Source organism: Glycomyces luteolus (genome assembly GCF_027622875.1).
GTDB classification, from domain to species: Bacteria; Actinomycetota; Actinomycetes; order Mycobacteriales; family Micromonosporaceae; genus Glycomyces; species Glycomyces luteolus.
The window spans coordinates 240,237-261,372 of record NZ_JAPZVP010000005.1 but is presented as its reverse complement, the minus strand read 5'-3'; the positions used below and the strand labels follow the sequence as shown (position 1 = coordinate 261,372).

The 21,136-nt window shown below is 69.7% G+C and carries 16 protein-coding genes; 10 read left to right on the top strand and 6 right to left on the bottom strand.

Annotated elements, in window-relative coordinates; translation table 11 throughout:
• Positions 1–25 precede the first annotated feature (25 nt).
• The 5 genes from O1R50_RS08405 to O1R50_RS08385 all read left to right on the top strand — a co-directional run bounded on the left by O1R50_RS08405 (position 26) and on the right by O1R50_RS08385 (position 7,824).
• The gene (locus O1R50_RS08405) at positions 26–1,981 is read left to right on the top strand and encodes an alpha/beta hydrolase family protein (RefSeq protein WP_408612647.1); all 1,956 of its coding nucleotides are present in this window, start codon (positions 26–28) and stop codon (positions 1,979–1,981) included.
• Positions 1,978–2,901: a S66 peptidase family protein gene (locus O1R50_RS08400; protein ID WP_270109489.1), complete on the top strand. Its 924-nt coding sequence runs from the start codon at positions 1,978–1,980 to the stop codon at positions 2,899–2,901. The genes O1R50_RS08405 and O1R50_RS08400 overlap by 4 nt, the downstream gene beginning before the upstream one ends.
• A 124-nt stretch (positions 2,902–3,025) precedes the next feature.
• A complete protein-coding gene (locus tag O1R50_RS08395; protein WP_270109488.1) occupies positions 3,026–4,801 on the top strand; it encodes a glycoside hydrolase family 3 protein in 1,776 nt (591 codons plus the stop codon).
• A gap of 11 nt (positions 4,802–4,812) precedes the next feature.
• Positions 4,813–6,057, top strand: coding sequence for an exo-beta-N-acetylmuramidase NamZ family protein (locus O1R50_RS08390; RefSeq protein WP_270109487.1), 1,245 nt, complete (start codon positions 4,813–4,815; stop codon positions 6,055–6,057).
• 27 nt (positions 6,058–6,084) lie between these two features.
• The gene (locus O1R50_RS08385; RefSeq protein ID WP_270109486.1) at positions 6,085–7,824 is read left to right on the top strand and encodes a serine hydrolase; all 1,740 of its coding nucleotides are present in this window, start codon (positions 6,085–6,087) and stop codon (positions 7,822–7,824) included.
• On the opposite strand, the gene O1R50_RS08380 is transcribed toward O1R50_RS08385, so the two are convergent.
• The gene (locus tag O1R50_RS08380; protein WP_270109485.1) at positions 7,821–8,819 is read right to left on the bottom strand and encodes an SDR family oxidoreductase; all 999 of its coding nucleotides are present in this window, start codon (positions 8,817–8,819) and stop codon (positions 7,821–7,823) included. The two genes, O1R50_RS08385 and O1R50_RS08380, sit on opposite strands and share 4 nt — an antisense overlap.
• 217 nt (positions 8,820–9,036) lie before the next feature.
• On the opposite strand from O1R50_RS08380, the gene O1R50_RS08375 reads away from it, so the two are divergent.
• The 3 genes from O1R50_RS08375 (at position 9,037) to O1R50_RS08365 (ending at position 12,096) form a co-directional block, all read left to right on the top strand.
• Positions 9,037–10,494: a glycoside hydrolase gene (locus tag O1R50_RS08375; RefSeq protein WP_270109484.1), complete on the top strand. Its 1,458-nt coding sequence runs from the start codon at positions 9,037–9,039 to the stop codon at positions 10,492–10,494.
• A gap of 318 nt (positions 10,495–10,812) precedes the next feature.
• A complete protein-coding gene (locus tag O1R50_RS08370; RefSeq protein WP_270109483.1) occupies positions 10,813–11,319 on the top strand; it encodes an excalibur calcium-binding domain-containing protein in 507 nt (168 codons plus the stop codon).
• A 297-nt stretch (positions 11,320–11,616) separates the two neighbouring features.
• Positions 11,617–12,096 (top strand): hypothetical protein, encoded by a 480-nt coding sequence (locus tag O1R50_RS08365; protein ID WP_270109482.1) that lies wholly within the window; start codon positions 11,617–11,619, stop codon positions 12,094–12,096.
• 112 nt (positions 12,097–12,208) lie between these two features.
• Here O1R50_RS08365 and O1R50_RS08360 read toward each other — a convergent pair whose 3' ends face one another.
• The 4 genes from O1R50_RS08360 to O1R50_RS08345 all read right to left on the bottom strand — a co-directional run bounded on the left by O1R50_RS08360 (position 12,209) and on the right by O1R50_RS08345 (position 17,135).
• A complete protein-coding gene (locus O1R50_RS08360; protein ID WP_270109481.1) occupies positions 12,209–12,850 on the bottom strand; it encodes a hypothetical protein in 642 nt (213 codons plus the stop codon).
• 59 nt (positions 12,851–12,909) lie between these two features.
• Entirely contained in the window at positions 12,910–13,704 is a 795-nt protein-coding gene (locus tag O1R50_RS08355) for an SDR family NAD(P)-dependent oxidoreductase (protein WP_408612646.1), read from the bottom strand.
• 85 nt (positions 13,705–13,789) lie between these two features.
• The gene (locus O1R50_RS08350) at positions 13,790–15,022 is read right to left on the bottom strand and encodes an alpha-hydroxy acid oxidase (protein ID WP_270109478.1); all 1,233 of its coding nucleotides are present in this window, start codon (positions 15,020–15,022) and stop codon (positions 13,790–13,792) included.
• Between the two features lie 436 nt (positions 15,023–15,458).
• Entirely contained in the window at positions 15,459–17,135 is a 1,677-nt protein-coding gene (locus O1R50_RS08345; protein ID WP_270109477.1) for a glycoside hydrolase family 13 protein, read from the bottom strand.
• 101 nt (positions 17,136–17,236) lie between these two features.
• Between O1R50_RS08345 and O1R50_RS08340 the strand changes: the two genes are divergently transcribed.
• Together O1R50_RS08340 and O1R50_RS08335 are read left to right on the top strand one after the other, a co-directional pair.
• Positions 17,237–18,490, top strand: a complete 1,254-nt coding sequence (locus tag O1R50_RS08340) for an ROK family protein (RefSeq protein ID WP_270109476.1) — start codon at positions 17,237–17,239, stop codon at positions 18,488–18,490.
• A 45-nt stretch (positions 18,491–18,535) separates the two neighbouring features.
• Positions 18,536–19,027 (top strand): VOC family protein, encoded by a 492-nt coding sequence (locus O1R50_RS08335; RefSeq protein ID WP_270109474.1) that lies wholly within the window; start codon positions 18,536–18,538, stop codon positions 19,025–19,027.
• Positions 19,028–19,069: 42 nt separating this feature from the next.
• Here O1R50_RS08335 and O1R50_RS08330 read toward each other — a convergent pair whose 3' ends face one another.
• Positions 19,070–21,070 carry a glycosyl hydrolase gene (locus tag O1R50_RS08330; RefSeq protein ID WP_270109473.1) on the bottom strand — a complete coding sequence of 667 codons (2,001 nt, stop codon included), beginning with the start codon at positions 21,068–21,070 and terminating at the stop codon, positions 19,070–19,072.
• Between the last annotated feature and the right edge of the window lie 66 nt (positions 21,071–21,136).

Sequence of the window (21,136 nt, the reverse complement as noted above, 5' to 3'; positions counted from 1 at the left end):
TTGGGCATCGCCGATCACGGTCGAGATGGTCGCCGAGTCCGACGGCTGGCCCGGAGCGCTCGGAGCGGTGGGCGGGGAGCTGTGGTGGACCGAGCCGCGCCCGGCCGAAGGCGGGCGGCGGGCGCTGATCCGGCGGCGTGAGGACGACACCACCGAGTCGGTGCTGGCGCCGCCGTGGAACCCCCGCAACCGGGTCCACGAGTACGGCGGCCGCCCGTGGGCGGGCGCGATGCGCGAGGACGGGCCGCTCGTGGTGTTCACGAACTTCGCCGACCAGCGGCTCTACCGGTTCGAGCCGGACGGCGGCGGCGAGCCGGTGCCGCTGACGCCGGAACCGCCGGTCCCGGCCGGGCTGCGGTTCTGCGAGCCGGTGATCGTGGAGCGCTTCGGCGAGGTCTGGGCGGTCATGGAGGAGTTCACCGGGGAGCGCCCGACCGACCTGCGGCGGGTGCTCGCGGCGGTCCCGCTCGACGGCTCGGCCGCCGCCGACCGGTCTCGGATCAGGGAGCTCACCGACGGCTCGTACCGGTTCCTGACCGGACCGAAGCTCAGTCCCGGCGAGGAGTCGGTCGGGTACATCGCCTGGAACCATCCGCAGATGCCTTGGGACGGCACGGATCTGCGTATCGCCGAGATCAACCCGGCGGGCGAGCTGTGGGTCGACCGCCGCATCGCGGGCGGACCCGGCATCTCGATCGCGCAGGTCGAGATCGGCGGGAATGAGGGCGCCGCCGGGATCTACTACTCGTCTGACAAGACCGGCTGGTGGAACCTGTACTGGCACGACTGGTACGACAATTCGAGCGGGACGCTCGTCAAGGCCGAGGAGGAGTTCGCCGGCCCCATGTGGACGCTGGGGTCCCGGTGGTTCCTGCCGATCCCCAGGCCGGGCGTGCACAACGCGTTCGCCGTGATCCACGGCAAAGGCGAGAGCCGCCTCAGCCTGTACGGCGACGGGACGCAGGAGCGGCGGCCGGTCGAGGGCCCGTGGACCGACTGGCTCGGCGGGCTCTGCGTGATCGGCGACAAGGTGTACGGCTTGGCGGCGAGCCCGGCCTCCGGATACGAACTGGTCGAAGTGGACTCGCGCACCGGCGAGGGCCGAGTGATCGCGAACGCGCACCATGACAAGGTCGACCCGGCCTACTACCCCGTCCCCGAGCACCGGACGTTCGAGGGGCCGGGCGGGCGCGAAATCCACGCCCACGTCTACCCGCCGCGCAATCCCGGATTCGAAGGGCCCGAGGGGGAACGGCCGCCCTATGTGGTGTGGGTGCACGGCGGGCCCACGAGCAGCGTGCGCGCGGTGCTCGACATGGAGCTGGCGTACTTCACCTCGCGCGGGATCGGCGTGGTCGAAGTGAACTACGGCGGGTCCACCGGCTACGGCCGCGAATACCGGGAGCGGCTGCGCGAGCGGTGGGGCGAAGTGGACGTGGAGGACTGCGCGGCCGTGGCTCGGGCGCTCGCCGCCGAGGGCACGGCCGATCCGGCGCGGCTCGCGATCCGGGGCGGCAGCGCCGGGGGCTGGACCGCCGCCGCGTCGCTCACATCGGAAGCGACCCAAGGGGTCTACGCGTGCGCGGTGGTGAAGTACCCGATCCTCGACCTCTCGGGCTGGACCGGGAACGGCACGCACGACTTCGAATCGCAGTACGTGTACTCGCTCGTGGGCCCGCCCGAGGTCCTGGAGGAGCGCTCGATCGAGCGCTCACCCGTGCACCACGCCGAGCGCATCGAGGTGCCGTTCCTCCTCCTGCAAGGTCTCGAGGACGCGATCTGCCCGCCCGAGCAGGCCGAGAAGCTGCTGCGGGCCGTGGAGGGCCGTGGCGTGCCGCACGCCTACCGCACCTATGCGGGCGAGCAGCACGGCTTCCGCCAGGCGTCGACCATTGTGGATTCGGTGCTCGCCGAACACGCTCTGTACGCGCAGGTCTTCGCGTTCCCCGGCCCCGACTTCACATTGGAGCTGCAGTCGTGAGCCTCGAGCCGCTGCGCCGCCCGAGGCGGCTCGTCCCGGGCGATCGGATCGCGATCGTCTCCCCCGCGAGCCCGTTCCCGGAAGGCGGCCTGGACGCCGGGCTGGCGGTGCTGCGCGGATGGGGCCTCGAACCGGTCGTGATGCCCAGTGCCACGGCGTCCACGGGGTTCTTGGCCGGGGCGGACGGCGACCGGGCCGTCGACTTCGCGAAGGCCTGGCTCGACCCGTCGGTCGCAGCCGTGATCGCCTCGCGCGGCGGCTACGGCTCGCAGCGGATGATCGAGCACCTCGACTGGGAGGCCCTGGCTTCGGTCGAACCGAAGGCGTTCATCGGCTTCAGCGATGTGACGGCGATGCACGAGGCGATCGCGCTCGAACTGGGCGTCGCCTCGATCCACGGCCCCATGCCGACCTGGACGCGGTTCACCGGGAACCCCGAGGTGCAGGAGCACCTGCGGCTCCAGCTGTTCGCACCCGAACGGGTCCAGCGGATCGCTTCGCGCACCGCCAGGCCGCTCGCGGGCGGCACCGCCACCGGCGTCACCTTCGGCGGAACCCTGACGCTTCTGGCGGCCGAAGCGGGGACCGCGCATCACCGGCGGGACGTCGCGGGCGGACTGCTGCTCCTGGAGGACATCGGCGAGGAGCCGTACCGGATCGACCGGGCCCTGACCCAGTTGGAGCGGGCCGGGTACTTCGCCGAGCTCGCCGGGGTCGTGCTCGGCTCCTGGGCCGACTGCGGCCCCTACGAGGAGGTGCGCGCGGTGCTGATCGACCGGTTCGCCGGGCGGGGCGTGCCGGTCGTCGAGGAGTTCGGGTTCGGCCACTGCGCTGGATCGCTCACGATTCCCTTGGGCGTCAAGGCGACCCTGGACGCCGACGCGGGGGCGCTCCACTTTGCGGTACCCGCGCTCGTCTGAACACTTCTGAAAATTTTTTCCGTAGTCTTGCCTTCACATGAAGTTTTCTGCCAGGATGAGCCGATCGGGTCAAGAGGGTCGAAAGACGACCCTCCCCGAGCCCCCGCGCCACCTGGAGGAGCCCATGACGCATCCCCGTCGGACCGTGCTCGCAGCCGCCCTCGGCGCCGCCGCGGCCGCCGCCACCGCGAGCGCCGCAAGTGCCGGAGGCGCCCCGAGCGAGAAGCGGTTCGTCAAGCGCCGTTTGAAGGCCATGAGCCTCGAGGAGAAGGTGGGCCAGCTCTTCACCGTCTACGCCTACGGACGCACGGCCGACACGAGCGACCCCGCCGACGTCGCCAAGAACCAGGAGATCCACGGCGTGGACAACGCCGAGGAGCTCATCGCCGCCTACAAGGTCGGCGGCATCATCTACTTCGCCTGGTCGAACAATGTGGCCGACCCGGCCCAGATCACCGGTCTCTCCAACGGACTCCAGGCTGCATCCACAGCGGACGGTGAACCGCTGCTCATCGCCACAGACCAGGAGCACGGCCTGGTCGTACGCATCACCGCGCCCGCGACGCAGCTGCCCGGGGCGATGGCGCTCGGCGCCACCCACGACCCGACCGCCGCCTACGAAGCGGCCGTCATCAGCGGCACCGAGCTGCGGGCGATGGGTCTCAACGTGAACTTCGCGCCCGACGCGGACGTCAACGTGAACCCGGCCAACCCGGTGATCGGCGTGCGCTCCTTCGGCTCCGACGCCGAGCACGTCGCCGGATTCGCCGCCGCCCAGGTCGAGGGCTACCAGGCCCGCGGCGACCTCGCGGCCACCGTGAAGCACTTCCCCGGACACGGCGACACCGAGGACGACAGCCACACCGACCTCCCGCAGATCGACCACACCTACGAGGAGTGGCAGGAGGTCGACGCGCCGCCGTTCCGGGCCGCGATCGACGCCGGGGTCGGCGCGATCATGAGCGCCCACATCCAGTTCCCGGCCCTCGACCCGACCCTGACGCCCGCCACCCTCTCGAAGCCGATCCTCACCGGGCTCCTGCGCGAGGAACTGGGCTACGACGGCGTCATCGTCACCGACTCGCTCGCCATGGAAGGCGTGCGGGAAGGCTACGGCGACGACCGGATCCCGGTGCTGGCGCTCCAGGCCGGAATCGACATGCTGCTCATGCCCGTGGACCTCGACCTGGCGTACAACGCGGTACTCGCCGCCGTCGCGGCGGGCGAGCTGACCGAGCAGCGCATCGACCAGTCCGTGACGCGCATCCTCGGCCTCAAGTACCGGCTCGGGCTGTACGACGACCCGTACGCCGACCCCGACGCGGTCGCGGGCATCGTCGGCACCGCCGCGCATCTCGAAGCGGCCCAATCGCTCTCGGACCGGACCACGACGCTCGTCACGAACGACGGGACGCTCCCGATCCCCACCGACGGCGGCTCGCTGCTCGTGACCGGCTGGGGCGAGACCACCACGAACCTGCTCACCGCCGAGTTCACCAAGCGCGGCTTCACCCCCGCCCGGGTCGTCACCGGCATCGCCCCGACCCGGGCGCAGATCGACGCCGCTGTAGCCGCCGCGAACGGCAAGGGCTTCATCGTGGTCAGCACCAACGGCGTGGCCGCCAACCCGACCCAAGTCGACCTCGTCAAGGCGCTCGCCGCCACGGGAGTGCCCGTGGTGGCGCTCGGCGTCCGGAACCCGTACGACATCGCGCACCTCACCGACGACGTGAACGCCTACCTGGCGACCTACTCGTACGCCGCCGACGGGCTCGAATCGGCCGTCGCGGTCGTACTCGGCCACCTCGCACCGCAAGGCAGGCTGCCCGTGGACATCCCGCGCGCGGACGACCCGCAATCGGTCCTGTTCGGCTTCGGCCACGGCCTCCCGTACGAGTGAAGCGGCATACCATGCAGCGCAGGAGGCTCCTCGGGAGCGCACTGGCCGGGGCCGCACTCGCGACCGCCGCCGCCGTCCCGGCCCACGCCGGAGGCAGGCGCGTCCGCACCGGCATCGAAGTCCTCGCCGAGGACGGCTTCGCAGAACTCGCGGGCCAGCGGGTCGGGATCATCTCGAACCCGACGGGCGTGCTCCCGGACCTGAGCCACGAAGTCGACCTCATGCACGCGAGCGGCAAGGTCGACCTCGTGGCCGTGTTCGGGCCCGAGCACGGCTTCCGCGGGGTCTCGCAGGCCGGAGAGGGGGAGGACTACTTCCTCGACCCGAAGACCGGAATACCGGTGTACAACGCGTACAACAACAAGGACCGGATGGCCGAGCTGCTGGCCGAAATCGGGGTCGAGACGCTGGTCTTCGACATCCAGGACGTCGGCTCGCGGTTCTACACCTACATCTGGACCATGTACCTCGCGCTCGAGGCCGCCGGGCAGCTCGGACTGCGGTTCGTCGTCCTCGACCGCCCGAACCCGGTCACAGGCCGCGAGGCGAGCGGGCCGGTGCTGCACCCCGAGCACGCCACCTTCGTGGGGCTCAAGCCCATCGCCCAGCGCCACGGCATGACCGTGGGCGAACTCGCGTCGCTGTTCAACGGCGAGTTCGTGCCGACCCCGGCGGATCTCACCGTGGTGAAGATGCGCGGCTGGAAGCGGGACATGTACTTCGAGGAGACGGGCCTGCCGTGGGTGGCGCCCTCCCCGAACATGCCCACCGTCGACACCGCGGTCGCATACCCCGGGACCTGCCTGTTCGAGGCCACGGCGCTGTCGGAGGGGCGCGGGACGACGAAGCCGTTCGAGCTCCTCGGCGCGCCGGGGATCGACCACGCGTGGGCCGAGGCGGTACAGGAACTCGCGGGCGCGCGGTTCCGCGAGGCGTACTTCACGCCGACGTTCTCGAAGTGGGCCGCCAAGGTCTGCGGCGGCGTCGAGATGCAGGTGACCTCGCGGCGCGAGTTCGATCCGATCCGGACGGCACTGGCGATGATCATCGAGCAGCGCCGGGCCTTCCCGCAGTACGGGTGGCGCTCGCAGGACACGACCTCGTTCTGGCTGGACAAGCTGACAGGGAATCAGGCGATCCGCCTGGCGATCGAGGCGGGCGCGGACGTCGACGAGGTGACGACGCTGTGGGCCGCCGATTTGGATGCGTTTTCCGAGCAAAGAGAGTCGTATTTGCTCTATCGCCGCACCGCTTAGTGATGGCACGATAACCAGGAGACACGAATGCAGCGTCGAACCATGATCGGGGGCGCGGCGGGGGCGGCGCTGGCGCTCGCGTTCGCCTCCCGTGCCAACGCCGAGGAGATCCCCTCAATGCCCGAACTCACCGGCCCGCCAACGGCCGGCCCCTACGACGTGACCTTCCCTGAAACGCCAGTTCACCTGCGGTACGGAACCTGCCGGGAGGCCCGGCTCAGCGCCGCCCACATCGCCCGCATCACCCCCGGCCTCAATGCCTTCATGGAGGGGGCGGCGCCCGCGTTCCCCGGCTACACGGTGATCGCGGCGCGTGACGGCGTGGTCGTCGAGCACGCGGCCGGCGGCCACCGGCTGCGCTACTCCGGCTGGGACGAGGCGACGAAGACCGCGATCGAGCTGCCGAAGGACGCTTGGCTGCCCGCCGAGACGGACACGGTCTACGACCTCGCCTCCATCTCCAAGCTGTTCACCGCCACCGTCACCGGCGCGCTCATGGACGAGGGCCTCATCGACCTGAAGCTGCCCGTCATCGAGTACCTGCCCGACTTCGACGCGCTCGACCCGCAGAAGACCCCGATCACCTTGGGGCACCTGCTGTCCCACACCTCCGGGATGATCGCGTTCATCAACCTGTACAACCTGCCCGACGAGCAGGCCCGCATGGAGGCGATCTACGCCCGGCCCCTGCGGCGCCCGCCCGGGAGCGGCTACGAGTACTCCGACCTCAACCTCATCGTGCTCGGCAAGATCCTGGAGCTCGTGGCCGAGAAGCCGCTGGACGCGCTCGTGGACGAGCTCATCTGCGAGCCCTTGGGGCTCAAGGACACCGGCTACAACCCGGTCGACCGGGCACGGACCGCCGCCACCGAGTACCAGCCGTGGACCGGCCGCGGCATGGTGCACGGCGAGGTGCACGACGAGAACGCCTGGGCCTTCGGCGGCGTCGCCGGGCACGCCGGAGTGTTCGCCACCGCCTGGGACCTCGCGGTGTTCGGGCAGATGATCCTCAACGGCGGCCGCTACGGCGGCGCCGAGATCCTCACCGAGAACACCGCCCGGATGGTCTTCACCGACATGAACGCCGGGATGGGCGAAAGCGCCGCGCGCGGCCTCGGCTGGCAGCTCGGCCAGCGCTGGTACATGGACGCGATGAGTTCGCCGGTCACCGTGGGCCACACCGGTTACACCGGGACGTCGATCGTGCTCGACCCGCTCGCCGGGGCCCTGCTGGTGCTGCTCACCAACCGGGTGCATCCGACGCGGAACTGGGGCACGGCCAGCGCGTACCGGCGGGCGGCGAGCCGCCCGATGGGCCGCGCCGTGCCGGTGCGGATCAAGGACCGGGCCTGGTACGCCGGCCAGGCCGATGCCGCGACCGCGACGCTGACGGGGGTGCTGCCGCGCGCGGTCTCGGGAGCGAGGGCCTCGTTCAAACTCTGGTACGACACGGAGGCGACCGATGTGGCCGTGCTGGAGGCGAGCCCGGACGGCGGCTCGTGGACGGCGGTGCCGCTGGATCTGCGCACGGAGGACCACTGCTGGCGGGTGGAGAGCGTGTTCTCGGGTTTCGCGGGTCGGCAGTGGATCGAGGCGGAGGGGGTGCTGCCGGAGGGGACGTCGCGGGTGCGCTGGCGGTACACGAGCGACCCGAACTACCAGGGCCGCGGCGTGTACGTCGACAAGGTGCGGGTGCGGGAGGGCCGCGCCCTCTTGTGCGAGGACGCGGACCTGGTGCCGGACGGCTGGGAGCTGGTGGAGGACTAGATCGCGCGCGGGGCGTAGCGTTCGGCGAGCCAGTCCATGGTCTTGTCGATGTCCGCGTTGACGAGCTGGTGGTCGAGGTGGTTGTCGTACCAGTCGACGACTTCGCGGGCGCCGAGCTTGTACGGGGTGGCGCCGAGGCCGAACTCGGGGACGAGGCGCTTGACCTTGGTGTTGTCGAAGACCATGGAGTGGGCCTTGTCGCCGAGGAGGCCGGCGCCCCAGCGCGGGTCGGCGGCGGCGATGGCGTCGCTGGGGACGTGGACGAGATTCGCTTCGGCGCCAGCGGCTTCGGCGACCCAGGTGAAGATCTGGTTCCAGGTGGGGGCTTCGTCGCCGGTGATGTGGAAGGCCTCGCCGATGGCCTCGGCCCTGCCGAGGAGGCCGGTGAAGCCGACGGCGAAGTCGCGGGCGTGGGTGATGGTCCACAGCGAGGTGCCGTCGCCGTGCACGATGACGGGCTTGCCGGAGCGCATGCGGTCGACCACGGTCCAGCCGCCGTCGAAGGGCAGCATGGTCTCGTCGTAGGTGTGCGAGGGCCGGATGATGGTGGCCGGGAAGTCGCTGTCGCGGTGGGCTTGGACGAGGAGGTCCTCACAGGCGATCTTGTCGCGCGAGTACTGCCAGTAGGGGTTCTTGAGCGGGGTGGACTCGGTGACGGGCAGGTAGGCGGGCGGGGTCTGGTAGGCGCTCGCGGAGCTGATGAACAGGTACTGGCCGGTGCGGTCGGCGAAGAGGTCGATGTCGCGCTGGACTTGCTCGGGGGTGAAGTTGACCCAGTTGACGACGGCGTCGAAGGTGCGGTCGGCGAGGGCGTCGCGCACCGACTGGGGGTCGCTCGCGTCGCCGGTGAGGAGGGCGACCTCGGGGGGGAGGGTCCGCTCGGCGGTCCTGCCGCGGTTGAGGACGGTGACCTCCATGCCCTGGCGCACGGCCTCGCGTACGCAGGAGGTGGAGATGCGGCCGGTCCCGCCGATGAACAGCACGCTGACGGTCATATGGAGCCCCTTTCGTCACTTCGACGGCCCCACCCTACCCGTGTCCGCGACCGCGGGATCGGTCCCGCCTGAACGGGCGTCGCGACGCCGCACCACATCTACGTCTGTCGATATCTAAGCTCATTGGCACCACTTCTTCTCACGCTTAATCGAAGGGCTTGACTTTCTCGATACCTGCTGCGATGATCGCCTCCACCATTCGATTCAGGAGGCCGACATGCGTCGCCGTTCACTCATCACCGCCGCCGGCGTCGGCGCACTCGGTTCGGGGGCGGTCGCCTCCGCCGCCCGAGCCGACTACACGACCACCGTCAACCCCAGCGCGAACTGGGGCACCTGGGAAGGCTGGGGTACCTCGCTCGCCTGGTGGGGCAGGGCCTTCGGAAACCGCAACGACCTGGCCGACATCATGTTCACCAGGAACTCCGTGTCCTTCGGCGGCGCGACCCTGCCGGGCCTGGGCCTGAACATCGTGCGCTACAACGCGGGCGCGTGCTCGTGGAACTCGATCAACGGCGAGTCCATGGTCGTCTCGCCGAACATGATGCGCTCGCGCCAGATCGACGGGTACTGGAAGGACTGGAACTCCAGCGACCCGGCCTCCTCCAGCTGGGACTGGTTCGTCGACAGCGCCCAGCGCAACCTCATGTGGAAGGCCCGTGACCGCGGCGCCAACATATTCGAGCTGTTCTCGAACTCGCCGATGTGGTGGATGTGCGTCAACCACAACCCCTCCGGCGGCTCGGACGGCAACGCCGACAACCTCCAGTCTTGGAACCGGCAGCAGCACGCGGTCTATATGGCCACCATCGCCAAGTACGCGCACGACAACTGGGGCGTCGACTTCGACTACGTCGACCCGTTCAACGAGCCGATCGCGAACTGGTGGACGGCCACCGGCACGCAGGAGGGCTGCCACTTCAACGTGGCGACCCAGTCCATCGTCATCGACCACCTGCGCGCCGAACTGGACGCGCGGGGGCTGTCGTGGATGCCGATCACCGCCTCCGACGAATCGCTGTACGACCAGGCCGTGAGCACCTGGAACGGGCTCACGAGCTCCGCCAAGGGCAAGATCGCGAAGGTCAACGTCCACGGCTACCAGTACGAGAACGGCAGGCGCGACTCGGTCTACAGTGCCGTCAGCGCGGCCGGGAAGAAGCTCTGGAACTCCGAGTACGGAGAGAACGACGCCAGCGGGATGCGCTTGGCGCGCAACCTGAACCTCGACTTCCGCTGGCTGCACCCGACCGCGTGGTGCTACTGGCAGGTGCTCGACGGCGGCGGCTGGGGCATCATCGACGCCAACAACGAGACCGGCACGCTCGGCTCGGCGAACGCCAAGTACTTCGTCTACGCCCAGTACGCGCGCCACATCCGGCCCGGCATGCGGATCATCGACGGCGGCGAGGCGAACACCGTCGCCGCCTACGACGCCGGCGCGCGGCGGCTCGTGCTCGTCACCACGAACTACGGTAACGCCCAGACGATCACGTACGACCTCTCGCGTTTCGCCACGGTCCCCAATGGAACGGTTACCCGCTGGTCGACCCAGACCGGCGGCTCCGAGCGGTACGCCCGGTTCACCGACACACAGGTCACCTCCAAGCGGTTCTCGCGGGCGTTCCCGGCGAATACGGTGCAGACCTTCGAGATCGAGGGCGTCGTGCTCTAGATTCGCGTTCTGCTCGGCGCGTTCTTTGGCAGTTTTCGGCATGATCGTCCCGTGCCGAATGCTGCCGGGACGCGCCACTTCATCCTTCGCCACCAGGGGTCTCGCATTTCGATTCCGGATCTTGAGTGCTCGACCCAAGCCGCCGACCTATCCTGGCGAGGAAGGATCCCAGAGGGGTCGTCGAATAGCACGAAAGCGATGCTATTGGAGGTAGTGATGCATTCACCGTCCTCGTCATCAGTCCACAACGGACGACACGAAAAGCACTCTCACCGCAAACGCCCACTGACTCGGACGCTGCTCGAAGCAGCGGGGGTCATGACGCTCGTCTTGGGCGTCATCGCGACTTCGCCCGCAGGCGGAGAACGAACGCACGAAAGCGAAGTCAGCCACGACTTCGAACTGGTCGACTTCAAGCCGCTCGACACGGGCGACGACGAAGCCATGATGGAGGAGTCGGACGACGGCACCTCGGCCGAAACGCAGACGGAGGAGCCGGAGCACGGCACCTCGGCCGAAACGCCGACGGAAGAGACCGACACCGAGGAAACCGGGTTCGTCTACGAGAACTGCGACGCCGCTCGCGCAGCCGGCGCGGCGCCCGTCCACGAAGGCGAACACGGATTCGGCCCGCACCTCGACGCTGACAACGACGGCGTCGGGTGCGAGAACTGGTCGGGACCTTCGCAGGCTCCGGCGCCGGGCTCTGAGTACCCGAACTGCGAGGAGGCTCGCGCTGACGGGAAGACTGACATCCAGGAAGGCGAACCTGGGTACGCGGAGCACCTGGACCGCGACAACGACGGAGTCGCTTGCGAAAGCTAGTGACGCGAAACAGCAGCGCCGCGCGCCCCGTGGGCGGGCGGCGCCCTGCCCGGGAACCGGCGCCGGCGGGGGCCCGGGGGCCGCCCCCCCCCCCCCCCGGGGGGGCCCCCGGGGGGGGGGGGGGGCGGGCCCCCCCCCCCCCCCCCCGCCGCCCTGAAACGTTCCAGACCGGGGTTTGCGTCATCCCGTATCGGCTCGGCGAGGAGAAGCCCGCCTCAGACGGGTCGCGGCCGGTGGCCGAGCCGCTTGATCCGATCGGCGATGATGTCGGAAGCGATCGGCGGAGAGGGAGCGCGGATGAGCAGAACGGTGCCGGTGATTGCCGGTGAAGCGATGTTCTGGGCCTACGATGCGGCGCTGGGAGTGCTCTTCATCGAGGCGGCGCGAGTCGGTGCGGAGATCCCGGCGAACCTGCGGTCCTCGGCCTGGCCCGAGTTAGAGCAGCGTCTCCTCACCCAGGCGTTGCAGGGCGCCAACGCTGCTCTCCTGCTCGACGACTTCCCTGTCGAACAACGCCAGGTGCTGCTGCACTGCGTTTCGGAGGCGGCCAGACGGATCGACGCGCGCGGCGGCGTGAGCAAAGAGGAGGTCGAGAGCTGGCCCGCGATAGAGGCGGGCACGCGCGGATTTCTCCGCGGTGCGACGCATGTAGCCGCTGGTCCGGTCGTCGAGTTGGCGCAGGCCCTGGTCGATCTCGCTGCGGGCACGCTATCCCCGGCCCCGGACGGCCGCCATTGGTACTACGGCACCGCGGAGGGACGGATCGTGCAGGGCTGATAAGGCGCACTGCCACAAGCAGCCCGACGGCCGCGACGGCGATGATCGGACCCCACGCGAATGCCAAGGGCAGCAGCCGGTCGCCGAGTGCGGCGTCCATCTCGGTGGGGGATCAGGCCTTGCCGTCATTGCGGAAGCGGGCGAGCTTCTCCTGGGTGTCGCGGATCATCTCGTCGAGTTCGGCGGCGGCTTCGGGATCCGCACGGCGCCACATTTCGTGGATCTGATCCATGGCGGCGCCCCGGCCCTGTTCGCCGACTCCGGAAGCGGCCCAGCAGAGGCGGTGGAGTTCGGGCTCGGCCGAGGGGTCCATGGCGAGGATCGTGCCGACCCGGTCGCGGCCGAACGCGGCGGGACGGGCGACCTTGTTGGCCTCGCTGAGCACGGCCTTCTTGTCGCCGCCGGTGAGCTTGACCTGGGTCCACGCGATGCCGTAGACGAGGAGCTGGATGAGGAGCAGGATGATCGGGCCCGCGCTGATCCCGAAGAACGCCTTCATCCAGATCGAGTCGCCGTTGGGCGCGAAGATGATGAAGAAGACGGAGCCGAGGGCGGCCGCGATGAGGTACCACCAGCGCCCGACCCGTTCGACGGTCTGGAACCAGCCCGGTTTCGGCCCGGCCCAGCCGCCGCTCAGGCCGTCATGTCGGTTCATGGCCTCGGCGACCTCGGCCTCGGAGGCGGTGGAGCCGGGCGCGATCACGAAGAGGTTCTTGGAAAGGCGGCTCTCGCGAAGCCATGCTGCGGCCGACATATGGGTCCTCTGCTGCGGGGGCGTGGGCTCAGCCCACCGTATCGCAGGACCGCAATCGGTCAGGGGAGGATCGAGTCGACGTACCCGCCGTCGACCCGGACGGCTGCACCCGTAGTCGCGGAGGCGAGCGGGGAGCTCAAGTACGCCACCAGGTTCGCGATCTCCTCGGGTTCGATGAGGCGGCGCAGCAGCGACTGCGGCCGGTGGAGGCGCATGAACTCGCTCTGCGCCGCGTCCCACGGCAGGTCCCTGTCCACGAGCTGGTAGACGAAGTCCTCGACGCCGCCGGTTCGGGTCGGCCCGGCGATCACGGAATTGACGGTGACGCCGGTTCCGGCCGAAGTCTTGGCGAAGCCGCGCGAGACGGCGAGGAGCGCGGTCTTGCTGGTGCCGTAGTGGATCATCTCCTCCGGAGTGACGACCGCGGAGTCGCTGGCGATGTTCAGGACGCGGCCCCAGCCTTGAGCGGTCATCCCGGGCAGGTAGGTGCGGATGAGGCGCACCGCCGAGAGGACGTTGACCTCGAAGTAGCGCCGCCACTCGTCGTCGCCGATCTCGAGCGCCGGTTCGGCACCGAAGATGCCGAGGTTGTTGACGAGGATGTCGACCACGGGCAGGCCCTCGGCGACCGAGGCGGCGCCGTCCTCAGTGGCGAGATCGCCGGGGGCGGCGAAGCAGCGGTCGGTGAATGTGGCCTCGTTGAGGCGGGCCACGGCGGCGTCGACGGTCTCGGGCTTGCGGCCGTTGACGCCCACGCGCGCCCCGGCGAGCGCGAGCTTCGCGGCGATGGCCTCGCCGATGCCCTGGGTGGAGCCCGTGACGAGCGCGGTCCTGCCTTCGAGGTCGATCGAGATCATGGGGCCACCCTAACGCCGATCGCAGCGGGCCTCGCCGGTTCGAGCGTCCCTGGCGGCCGGGCTCGGCCGCCAGGGCGTGCGCCTAACGGGGGATGAGGCGTTGGAGTTGGGTGACGTGGCCGGGCTCGAGTTCCTCAAGGCTTGCGACGCCGAGGAGCTTCATGGTGCGTTCGATTTCTTCTTTGAGGATGGCGATGGTGCGGTCGACGCCGTCCCTGCCGCCCGCCATCAGCCCGTAGAGGTACGCGCGGCCGATCATCGTGAAGCGCGCGCCCAGCGCGATCGACGCGACGATGTCCGCCCCTGACATGATGCCCGTGTCCACGTGCACCTCGGTGTCCCTGCCGACCTCGCGCACCACCTCGGGCAGCAGGTGGAACGGGATCGGGGCGCGGTCGAGCTGGCGGCCGCCGTGGTTGGAGAGCGTGATGCCATCGACGCCCATGTCCGCCAAGCGCTTCGCATCGGCCACGGTCTGGACGCCTTTGACGACGAGTTTCCCGGGCCACTGCTCTTTGATCCAGGCCAGGTCCTCGTAGTCGACGGTGGGGTCGAACATGGTGTTCAGCAGCTCGGCCACGGTCCCCGACCAGCGGCTCAGCGAAGCGAACGCGAGCGGCTCGGTCGTGAGCATGTCGAACCACCAGTTCGGGTGCCTCGCCATGTCGAGGATCGTCTTCGCTGTCAGCTCGGGTGGGATCGCGAACCCGTTGCGCTTGTCCCGCAGGCGCGCACCCGCGACCGGGACGTCCACGGTGACCAGGAGGGTGTCGAACCCGGCGGCTGCGGCCCGGTCGACCAGCGCCATGGACCGGTCGCGGTCCTTCCACATGTACAACTGGAACCAGTTGCGGCCGTGCTCGCCTCCGGCGGCGGCAACGTCCTCGATCGGGGTGGTGCCCATCGTGGACAGCGCGAACGGGATGCCGGCGGCTGCAGCGGCCGAGGCCCCGGCCCGCTCCCCTTCGGTGTGCATCATCCGCGTGAAGCCGGTGGGCGCGATGCCGAACGGCAGCTCCGAGCGCCGGCCGAGCACATCCCAGCCCGTGTCGAGCTTCGAGACGTCCCGCAGGATCGCGGGGTGGAACTCGATGTCTTTGAACGCCTGCCGGGCCCGGGCCAGGGACAGCTCGGCCTCGGCTGCGCCCTCGGTGTAGTCGAACGCCGCGCGCGGGGTGCGGCGCTTCGCGATGGCACGCAGGTCCTCGATCGTCAACGCGGCCTTCAAACGGCGGCGCTTGGCGTTGAAGTCCGGTTTCTTGAACCTCACCAAGGGCAGCAGGTCCTTGGGGCGGGGGAATCGTCGCTTAGTCATATTCGGGCCTATCAAGAGGTGTTGGGTGGATGCAACGTAAAGACCGGGTCGCCCCGGCGATCCGCACGGCGGCCGCGTCCCATTCGGCAGACGGACGCACTCGTAGCGGACGATGGCCTGCGTCTGGCGCACCAGCGATCGCAGGTGCGCGAGGTCGGTCACGACGCCGTCGGCGCGGGCCTGGACGAGGAGGCCTCCCGGTGCGCTCGCCGCCGCGACCGCGTTCCGGTGGCCGATCGCAAGGCTCCAGGATGCAGTGGACGATCGAACGGCGCGACTCCAATGCGCCGTCGATCCCGGCCTCGTTCCGACGCGGATATTCGACCACGGGTTGAATCGATTCATTAGATGGTGGGCGTGAGCCTATCCCACTCGCCGCTCCTGCACCAGACCCCCGGCTCCGGGGCGACGCAAGCGCTCCGGAGCCGGGGAGCATTCACGAACCGTTCCGCAGCCAGACCGTGGTCTCGGCGGGCAGCTCGCCGTCGATCGGGCCGCTCGAAAGCAGCACCTCACCGGCGGGCAGCGGCACGGCGGTCGAGCCGAAGTTCGCCACGGCCTCCCAGCCGCCGGCCCGGCGCAGGTGCAGCACCTGCGGCTCGGAGGGCACCCAGGTGAGCGACTCGTCGGTCTGCAGCCTGCGCCGCTGCGCGAGTGCGTCGCGGTACAGGTTGAGCGTCGAGCCCGGGTCGTTCGACTGCGCCTCGACCGAGACCGCGCCGAACCATTCCGGTTGCGGCAGATGGGCTTCGGCGCTGCCGAACCCGTACGACTCGCCTTTCGCGGTCCACGGGATCGGCACGCGGCAGCCGTCGCGGCCCACGTCCACGCCGGGGCTGCGGAAGAAGGTCGGGTCCTGCCGCGCCTCGTCCGGGATTTCTGCCACCTCGCCCAACCCGAGCTCTTCGCCCTGGTAGAGGTACGCGCTGCCCGGGAGCGCGAGCATGAGCAGGGTCGCTGCTCGGGCGCGGCGCAGCCCCGCCTCCGCGTCGACCGCGGGTTCGGTGCCGCGCGAGAGCAGCCACGCGCGGTTGTAGTGGCGCGGCCGGTCGCCGTTGGGCGGCAGGCCGTACCGGGTCGCGTGGCGGACCACGTCGTGGTTGGAGAACACCCAGGTCGTAGAGGAGCCGCTGGTCGCGGCCTGGTCGAGGTTGTCGACGATGATCTTGCGGAACGCGTCCGCGTCGAAGTCGGCTTCGAGCAGGTCGAAGTTGAACGCCTGGCCCAGGCCCGAGGAGCTGGCGTAGCGGGCGCGGCGCGAGGGCGGGTCGACCCAGGCCTCGGCGACGGCGATGCGCGGCGGGTCGTACTCGTCGAAGACGCTGCGCCAGTCGGCGTAGATGTCGTGCACTTCGTCGCGGTCCCACAGCAGGTGGGTGCCGGTGGCGCGGTCCATCGCCTGGAGCTCGGCCTCGGACGGCAGATCGTCGGGCAGGTCCTTGGCGAGGGCGTGCGCGACGTCGACGCGGAAGCCGTCCACGCCCCGGTCGGACCAGAAGCGCAGCGTCTTGAGGAAGTCCGTTCGCACGTCCTCGTTGCGCCAGTTGAAGTCCGGCTGCTCGGGCGCGAACAGGTGGAGGTACCACTGGCCGTCGCCCACGGCCTCCCACGCCGGGCCGCCGAACATGCAGGTCCAGTCGGCGGGCGGCAGTTCTCCGTCCTGTCCGAGGCCGTCGCGGAAGACGTACCGGTCGCGTTCGGGCGAGCCCTTGGACGCGGCCAGCGCCTGCTGGAACCACTCGTGCTGGTCGGAGGAGTGGTTGGGGACGATGTCGACGATGAGCTTGATGCCCGCGGCGTGGAGGGCCGCGATCATCGCGTCGAAGTCGGCGAGGGTGCCCAGGCGCGGGTCGACGTCGCGGTAGTCGGCGACGTCGTAGCCGCCGTCGGCCAGCTCGGAGGGGTAGAACGGGCTGAGCCACACGGCGTCGATCCCGAGCCGCGCGAGGTAGTCGACGCGGGAGGTGATGCCGGGGAGGTCGCCGATGCCGTCGCCGTTCGCGTCGGCGAAGCTGCGCGGGTAGACCTGGTAGACGGTGGCCTGGCGCCACCAGTCGGCGTCGATGCGCTGCCGCGGGGTCGTGTCGGTGGTGCTGGTGAGCAGCTCGGTCATGGACGAGAGCCTTTCAACTATTGATATCCTGATTAAATCTAGTAAGAAAATCAACTTGCTCCTGCCATACTGGGGCACGGAAAGCCGAGGTGTCAAGAGACTTGCCCCGAGTAGACGAGAACTACGCGTTCCCGCAGAAGCGGGCGAACGCCGCCGCCGTGCTGGACTACGCCTGGGACCAGGCGGCCTTCACCGCGAGCGACGCGATCGCCGCGACCGGGCTGACCCGCTCCACCGTGATCGCCTTGTGCGACGAGCTCGTGGAGCGCGGCTGGCTCTGCGAACTCCCCAACGCGCGCGCCGCGGGCGAGTACCGCAAGGGCCGCCCTGCCCGCCGGTACGAGCTGCGCGCCAGCGCCGGTGCGGTCGTCGGCGTCGACGCCGGCCAGCACTGCGTCACCGCCGCCGTCGCCGACCTGCGCGGCCGCGAGCTCGCCCGCGCCCACACCGAGATCGACCCCGACAGTGCCGGGCAGCGCCTGGCCGTCGCCGACGCGACCATCGCGAACGCGCTCGAAGCCGCTGGCATGCAAGAACAAGCGGTCCTTTGCGTCACCGTCGGGGTGCCCGCCCCCACCGACCTCGACGGCGCCTCTCCCGAAGGCGAACTCGAATTCTGGTCCCGCATGAACCCCGGCTTCGCGGCCCACCTCCGTGAACGGAGCAGCGAGCAGGGCCGTGAACGCGGCCGGCTCATCGAGGTCGAGAACGACGCCAACCTCGCCGCGCTCGCCGAAGGCGCACTCGGCGCGGGGGCGGGCGCCTCCTCGTACATCGCCCTCATGACCGGCGAACGCCTCGGCGCGGGCTATGTCGTGGACGGCCACCTCGTGCGCGGCAAGCGCGGCGCCGCAGGCGAACTGCGGCTCCTCTCCCTCGTCGAAGGCGTCGGCTCGACCCACGGCATCTCGGCCCTGCTCCGCACCTGGGCCCTCGACCTCCGCGCCTCGGGCGCATTGGACGATGCCAGTCCGCTCATGAAGACCCCCAAGGCGAACCTCGGCGCCGAAGCCGTCTTCCTGGCGGCCGAGTCCGGCGACCCGGCGGCAGTCGGGCTCATCGACCGCATGGCCGAACGCCTCGCCCGCGTCTGCGCGGTCCTCGGCGGCCTCCTCGACGTCGAGCGCATCGTCTTCTCCGGTGCCGTGGCCGCCTCCCTCGGCGGGCTCCTGCCCCGCACCGCCGCCAGGTTGGACGACCTGACCCACCCGCCCGCGCCCGACCTCGTCGCCTCGCCCCTCGGCGGCGGCGTGGTCAGCATCGGCGCGGTCGTCCGAGCCCTGCAGATCGTCCGCGCGAACGCGCCCGTCCTCGAGCCGCTGCTCCCAAAACGGGAACAAACGATTCCGTTCTGATATATACTCGAACGACATCGCTCCGCCGCACGAAAGCGAGTCGCCATGAGTTCCAAACCCGAACCGATCCCCGAGGGCTACGGCACGGTCACGCCGTGGATCGTCACCAGCGACACCGCCCGAGCCATCGAATTCATCAAGGCCGCCTTCGACGGCGAAGAACTCGGCCGCGTCGAAGGCCCCGTGCCCGGCCGGATCGGCCACGCCGAAGTGCGCATCGGCACCTCGATCGTGCTCCTCTTCGACACGCCGTTCAAGACGGACACGCCCGCCCTGCTGCGGCTCTACGTCGAGGACGCCGCAGCCGTCCTCGAACGCGCCGTCGACGCCGGCGCGACCATCGTGACCCCGTTGACCGACGTCCAGGCCTGGGGCGACCGGATCGCGAGACTCCGCGACCCGCTCGGCAACATCTGGTGGCTCCAGGAACGCGTCGAGGCCCCGAGCCCCGAAGAGGCCATGCGCCGCATGGAAGCACCCGAGTACCTGAAGGCCATGGAGCAGACCCAGGTCATGGATGCACCCGGACTGATCTGAACACCGGAGGGCCGGGGCAGAAGCCCCGGCCCTCCGCAATGCCTACTCGGCGCGGATGTCGTCCACGTAGACCGTGCCCGAGGCCGTCGTCCCCCCGTAGCCCAGGTACAGGTTGAACGCCGACACCTCCGCCAGGTGCTCCGCGTCCAGCAGCTGGTCCGCGTGCCCCGTATCCCAAGGCGCGGGCTTGAACTCGGTGAACGGAGCGACCACCTCGGCCCCGCTCGTGTTCGAGAGCCCGGTGTTGTACTCGAAGTACGCGCCCTTCGACACGACCTGGATCGTGGCCCCGTTCGTCGAACCGTCGCCCTGCAGCCACAGCTTCAACGCGCTGAACGCCGTCCAGTCCGCCCCCACCGACCTGCCGATGCCCGTGTACCCGGCGTTCGAGAAGTCGTACGAGTACGCCAGACCATAAGCGCCCGCAGCCTTGTGGTCGGCCGAGAGCGTGGTCGTGTTCGAGTTGACGTGGCTGTACGCCTCGCTCAACGTCAGGTCGTCCCCGGCGTACCCCTCGAAGTCGTCGATCCAACCCGCCGGAAGCGGCTCGACCTCGCCGAGGAACACCAGCGCCGAATCCGTGCAGGTCTTGTTCCCCACCTTGGCGCTCACCGACACCGTCACCGTCCGGTTGTCCAACCAGGACGGATCGATCGCCCACTTGCCCGAGTAGAACCCCGCCGAGTCCCGCGCCAGCGCCACCGGAGCGCCGCCGTTGATCGAGTACGTCGCCCTCCGCGACGTCGCCGAGGTCAGGCGCATCCGGATCGTCGTCTCGGCCGTCGTGATGCGCTGGCGGTCCGTCGGCGTCACCAGGTGCAGGAACGGCGCACTCGGCACCGCGTACGTCGGGGCGTCGAACACGCCCTCCAGGTCAGAGGCGAAGAGCGAGTACGGGTCCTCGTAGTAGGCCATGAAGTTCGGCTCCATCGCGTGCCCCGGGAACGGCACGTACGCGCGGTTGTTCCCGCCGAAGTTCGCCCAGGTCAGCATGTGCGACACCCGGCTCGCGTCCGGATCGGCCTGCAACGCGCCCAGGAGATCGGTGAACCAGTTCAGGTTCCGCCCCTCCTCGCCCGACTCGCCGAACTCCGTGAACGCCGGCACCTTCCCGCGCTCGTCGGCCAGGCCCACGACCATTGCCAGGTCCTTCACCGTGCCCGCCAGCCACTCCGGCGAACCCGCCGAGTTGTCGTACGCGTCGTAGCCGAGGATGTCCACGAACTCGTCGCCCGGGTACGTCTTCAGGTACACCTGCGGGTCCCCGCCGAAGCCCGAGTTCGGCGAGTAGGAGTACAGCAGGTTGTGCACCTTCTTGGTGTCCCGCAAGTACTCCACCGTGTAGCGGAAGATCTCGATGAACTCCGCCGACGTGCAGTGCCCCGCCCCCCACCAGAACCAGCCGCCGCTGTTCTCGTGGAACGGCCGGAACACCACCGGGATCAGCGTCCCGTCGGACCGCTTGGCGCCCTTCACCGCCGCCGCGATCCGGTCCAGGAACTCGTTGAAGTCCGCGTGCTTCGGCCCGCCCGGGAGGATCTGGCTCACCACGCGTCCGGTCGTGTCCCAGAAGTCCCCGCCCGTGACGAAGTTGTACATGTGCGCGCTCAGCACATTGATCCCGCCGAGGGCGTCCGACTTCTCGAAAGCCCAGCTCAAGGCCTCGATGTTCTGCTCGATGGTCCCGCCGTACACGCCCGGCTTCTGGAACCCGTTGAGGATCAGGGTGTCCCAGCCGAACACCGCCGGGTAGTCGCCGGTCGTGGCCTCCACATCGGAGGTCGTCTCGGTGAAGGTGTCGAAGGTGAAACCGTCGGTGAGGGTGTGCTCGTGGCCGAACAGGATGCCCTGGCCCTGCTGGTCGAGCATGTACTGGAACAGCGCGCGCGTCTGCGGGGTCGCGCAGTCGTCGACGATCGCGACCCGGGCGCGCCGGGCGGTCGTCTCCGCGCCGGCGGCGAGCGGCATGGCGGCGGCCGCGACCGCGGCGGCGCCCAAGGTGATCACGGCGCGCCGGGGCGCTCGGAATGCGGAGAAAGGCACTTGCGTCTCCTTTGGAACGAAGAGCCCTCGCAGGAGAGGGTTGGATCCGGTATGCGGCTACGACCT